At 51.1% G+C, this 5,142-nt stretch carries 6 protein-coding genes; 1 reads left to right on the plus strand and 5 read right to left on the minus strand.

Translation table 11 applies throughout. From position 1 onward, the window contains the following. The 5 genes from E1297_RS04470 to E1297_RS04490 form a co-directional block, all read right to left on the minus strand. Window positions 1–308 (minus strand): pentapeptide repeat-containing protein (locus E1297_RS04470; protein WP_196223190.1); only part of this gene is annotated, 308 nt, incomplete at its 3' end. Beyond that, window positions 298–1,398 (minus strand): DegT/DnrJ/EryC1/StrS aminotransferase family protein, encoded by a 1,101-nt coding sequence (locus E1297_RS04475; protein ID WP_155134423.1) that lies wholly within the window; start codon window positions 1,396–1,398, stop codon window positions 298–300. The genes E1297_RS04470 and E1297_RS04475, both read right to left, overlap by 11 nt. A gap of 45 nt (window positions 1,399–1,443) precedes the next feature. Then, a complete protein-coding gene (locus E1297_RS04480; RefSeq protein ID WP_155134426.1) occupies window positions 1,444–2,349 on the minus strand; it encodes a UDP-3-O-(3-hydroxymyristoyl)glucosamine N-acyltransferase in 906 nt (301 codons plus the stop codon). Then, entirely contained in the window at window positions 2,349–3,311 is a 963-nt protein-coding gene (locus E1297_RS04485) for a Gfo/Idh/MocA family oxidoreductase (protein ID WP_244327635.1), read from the minus strand. The genes E1297_RS04480 and E1297_RS04485 overlap by 1 nt, the downstream gene beginning before the upstream one ends. A gap of 3 nt (window positions 3,312–3,314) precedes the next feature. Next, the gene (locus E1297_RS04490; RefSeq protein ID WP_155134429.1) at window positions 3,315–4,634 is read right to left on the minus strand and encodes a nucleotide sugar dehydrogenase; all 1,320 of its coding nucleotides are present in this window, start codon (window positions 4,632–4,634) and stop codon (window positions 3,315–3,317) included. A gap of 292 nt (window positions 4,635–4,926) precedes the next feature. Here E1297_RS04490 and E1297_RS04495 point away from each other — a divergent pair. After that, window positions 4,927–5,142 (plus strand): transposase (locus E1297_RS04495; RefSeq protein WP_196223191.1); only part of this gene is annotated, 216 nt, incomplete at its 3' end.

Genomic DNA, 5,142 nt, shown 5'->3' on the forward strand with positions numbered 1-5,142 from the left:
TCTGCCCGCTCACAATTTGCATCGACAAATGACGACTTTCTCAAATTACTTTCAGCAAACTGTGCATGACTAAGGTTCGAAAGGGAAAAGGATGTCCCGGAAAGCTCAGCCTCTCGTAAGTCTGTCGAAACCAAATCAGCGCGATCCAGATTCGCTTGCGAGATGGAAGCTTTTCTGAGGTCACGGTGCGACAGATCTACCAATCGCAAATCCATTCCGTCCAAAGAAGCGCGTCTTCCGTACCGGCCTTCACTCGTGAGCCACGCTTCATGCTCGTCGACAATGGCTTGTATCAGCTCAAGCTGCAAGGTTTGCCTCCCGTGCTTCCTGGATAGTTGAAACGACTCTGTCCATCTCCTGCTCTGTTAAATATGGATGCATAGGCAAGCTGAAGACGTGGTCACTCAGCTTTTCGGAAATAGGCGCAACCACATCATCATCCTTGAATGCAAGCTGCTTGTGCAACGGCCGCGGATAGTGGATTGCCGTAGGCACGCCAGCAGATTTTAGATGAGATATAAATACGTCCCGATTGTCGACCTGAATTGTGTATTGAGCCCATGCAGAGCGGCACCGAGAGTCCACATAGGGCGTGATAATTCCCAGCCCTTCAAGGGCCTTTGAATACCGTTCTGCTATCGATTGGCGTGCTGTTAACTCGTCCTCAAAGACCTCAAGCTTACACAGAAGAATGGCCGCTTGGATCGTATCTAACCTGCTGTTAACCCCCAGCCGAACATGTTGATATCGGCGCTCCTGACCGTGACGCGCAATCTTACGAATAGATTTAGCTAGGTCGCGATTTGCAGCGAAAAGCGCGCCTCCATCTCCATAACATCCGAGTGGCTTGGACGGAAAAAAACTCGTGCATGCGATCGTTGTAAGTCCGCAGGACACACGGCCTTCAAAAGCGCCACCGAAGCTTTGGGCGGCATCCTCAATCACCGGCAAGTTGTGCCGCACAGCAATTGCGTTGATTCTCTCGAAATCCGCGCACTGCCCGTATAGAGAGACTGCGATTACAGCCTTTGTGCGTGGCGTAATCTTGCTCTCGAGTGAAAGAGGACAAAGATTGTAGGTGCGCTCATCTACATCCGCAAAAACCGGTAGCGCTCCGAGGATTGCGACTGCTTCCGCACATGCAATGTAGTTGAAAGCCGGGATGATAACCTCATCGTTCGGCCCGATATCAAGCGCCATCAAGGCAATTTGCAATGCATCGGTCCCGTTTGCGCAAGTGACACACTCAGCGCCGCCGACAAAGGCCGACAAGCTCTCTTCGAGCTCCGACACCTCGGGCCCAAGAATGTAACGCCCGTGCTCCAGAACTGCAGCGATTCGGACATCCAAGCGGTCTTTTATTCGATTCTGTTGGGTATGCAAATCAATGAACTGCAAAACACTCTCCCTCGGCCTGCCACTGCGGCCCACGTATTGCGTCTTTCAGCGAATGGACCTGATGAAATCCAGCCATTTCGTATGCGGTAGTGCAAAATTTCCTGTCACTCGCGCACTCGCGGGCACATCACGAACGACAACGGAGCCGAGTGTAACCGTCGCTCCTTCACCTATGGATACACCATTCGAAATGGTCGCATTCGGTCCGATGAATACACCATCGCCAATTGAAACGCGCCCCGACAGTTCGGCACAGGCGGCAATTTGCACCCGCTTGCCCACTTGACAGTCATGGGCCACATGGATTTGGCAATCGAGCTTCGTCTCGTCGCCGATCAAAGTGAAACCGCCGAACGTCGCCCGAACAATCGTGCATTTAGCTTGAACTTCAACATCGTTGCCAAGCATCACCCCACCGGATTGATAGAGGACCCTACGCGGAGAAGTGAAGTTGTTTACCTCGAACGCTTCAGAACCAATTACCGTCCCGGGCCCAACGCCGCAATTGTCACCAATCAAGGTACGTGGACATATCACTGCATTTTCGCCGATGATCGAGTTTTCACCGATCCGAACGTTCCGGGGCGCAATCACTGCAGAGTTGTGCACCGTTGCGCTTGGATGTATCCAAGAATCGAACGATTTCCATTGAAAATCAGGACGTCGAGCAATATCCTCATGTATTTGATACAGAGATGCAATCGGAGCTTCACTGATCGCAAGACCCAAATGATCCGGAACTAGATCGCTTAACTCCGGCAACGTAACAATCCCGGAAATTCCATTAAATGCACACGCATCACTGATAAGATGTGCCGAAACGCATCCGACTAGCCGGGGCGCAATCTTCTGAGGAATTTTGCCGACGAACGCAAATGAGCAATCCCGAACCACGCCGAGACCAAAGCGATCGCGGAAGGCAGCAAGACTCTCTGTAGCAAACGTAAACATCAGGCCCCTTCTCGTAGCGCGGCATCTACAATTGGGTGTGTTACGCTGTCGCGTGCTGCAAGGGCCGCAGTGCGAATTGCCGCGACAGTCTCGATCGCAACTCGATTGTCTTCCACACTGAAACCACGACCTGCCAGCGCTTCCTCATAACTTCTTACATGAAGGTCAGTGAAGCCACCGGAAAACTCCACCTCCTTTCCATCTATCGTGATGGAGCGGTAGGTTCGTTTCTCGGATTCCTGCCCTGCCCGCTGAATATCGCAATTGTCAATCGACAGGTACCACCGGACGCGCGCGCGCTCGTATTCTAAGTAGCCAGCAGACCTCAACGGTGAGCGAAGATGAACCCGGTACTCCAGCAATTCGCCAAACAAGAAATGGAGCATGTCAAAAAAATGGACGCCAATATTCGTCGCTATACCGCCTGATTTTCTCTCGTCCCCCTTCCAACTCTTATGATACCAGCTTCCGCGAGAGGTGATGTACGTGAGATCCACCTCGTGCTTCCTGTCACCGGCTATGCAGACCTCTCTTTTCAGCTGCAGAATCGCGGGATGTAAACGCAATTGCAAAATCGTGCTAATTGACTTCTCAAACTTTTGTTCAACCGAAGAAAGGTGGTCGAGGTCTGCCGGATCGATTACCAGCGGCTTCTCGCAGATAACATCTCCGCCGGCATGCAGGGCATAGATGATGTGATCCTTATGAAACTGGTTCGGAGATGCGATCGAGAACACATCAATACCCTTTCCGGCGGCCTGCCGAGCGGTAACCTCACTGTTGAGCTCCTCCATATCTGTTACGAAGGCAGCCTGCGGGAAATAACTATCGATCACTCCGATCGAGTCTGATTTGTCATAACACAAGACAAGATCATGTCCCGTCTCCCTGATTGCCCCCATATGCCTTGGCGCTATGTAACCCGCAGCACCAATCAGGCAAAAACGCTTCATGTTGTTCATTTGTCAAGCCCTCACAACATTCGGGCATTCACCCCGGTAAACACCCCGACAATCGACAATGAGCTTTGCATTGTTTCGGATTGTCTCGTAATCGAAAATGTCATGATCGGTCGAAATGATGATTGCATCGAACTCGGATAAGACTTCGGCAGTGGCCTCAACACTCTCAAGCTCGAAGTGATGCTCCCGCATTTCCGGAAAACTAGGTACGTGTGGATCACAATATTGTACGTCCGCACCCTTCTTCCGAAGGATCTCCATGAGATGGATCGACGGAGATTCCCTTACATCATCGACGTCCTTCTTGTACGCAAGGCCGACAACCAGAACCTTGCTGCCACGCAAAACCTTAAACCGATCATTGAGCGCATCGACAAGCTTCGAAATGACAAATTCCGGCACGGACCGATTTATTTCGCCCGAAAGTTCGATGAAGCGCGTATGCAGGCCGAATTCGCGAGCTTTCCATGTTAGATAAAACGGGTCGATCGGAATGCAGTGACCACCGAGGCCCGGTCCAGGATAGAACCGGGTGAAGCCGAACGGCTTTGTCGCCGCCGCGTCGATTACTTCGAAAATGTCGATCCCCATGCGATCGCAAAGTATCTTCATCTCGTTCATAAGCCCGATATTGACAGCGCGCTGTATATTTTCCAGGAGTTTCGTCAGCTCCGCCACACGTGTGGAGCTAACCTCCACGACCTCGTTGATGATGGTACGATAGAAGGCTGCCCCGACCTGGCGACAGTTTTCTGTATGACCGGCGACAACCTTGGGAATCATACTTACGGAAAAACTCGCATTGCCCGGATCCTCACGCTCCGGCGAGTATACCGCAAATATGTCGCGACCAATTACAAGCCCACCCTGAGTCAGAATCGGGACAATTATCTCCTCTGTCGTCCCTGGATATGTTGTGCTTTCAAGCGAAACCATTTGCCCGGGTCGCAGGTAAGGCGCAATGGACCGACAGGTCGATTTGACAAATTGAAGATCTGGCTCGCGATACTTGTCCAGCGGCGTCGGGACGCACATAACGATTACGTCTGCATCCGCAACACGCGCAAAGTCCGAAGTTGCCTCAAACCCGTTCGAGAGATGACTGCGAATCAAATTTTCGTCGATATGACGTATATAGCTTTCTCCACGCAGCAATTTTTCAATCTTGCTCTCGTCGATATCTAGACCAATAACAGATATACCTTGCTCTCGGAGCCTAAGAGTGAGCGGAAGCCCGACATAACCCATGCCAATGACGCAGACAACGGCCTCGTGATTAATTATTCCATTTACTATTGACTTGGTGTATCTATTGCTTTCCATTTAATTTACCCTATTATACGTCGCAAATAATAATTAGACGCACTTACTTAATACGTTTATCAAGATGGTTTACCACAAATATCAGGAAACCTATTGACAGAGAAACACAGCATTAAAGTGGATAGATTTACAAATCAAGTGGGTTGTATCCTGAGAACAGGGCAATCGCACTTCAGAAGCCTTGAACCCGGATATCCCATATGGAAATCGTTTTACGGTCGGCCTATCGCATGATAATTATTTAGGATCAATGGGTTATCCTGCGTGGAGGTTGACTTTGGGAGCGAACACGATGGGTGAAGCGGAAACGGGCCCTTTGAGGCTTCATTTCGACCGCACGATCAAACTCGCGTTTCAGGGAAGCTCCATCAGTTCCGATGGCGGATTGCTGCTGCACCGGGAGCTGGATGACGCCCTTGGTCTAACCGGCATGGCGGCTCAGATGATGGTTGACCCGCGCACCGGCAAGAATGGTCAACACCAGATCGGCGGCTACCTGCGCCAGTCA

This window comes from Roseibium sp. RKSG952, from assembly GCF_009711355.1.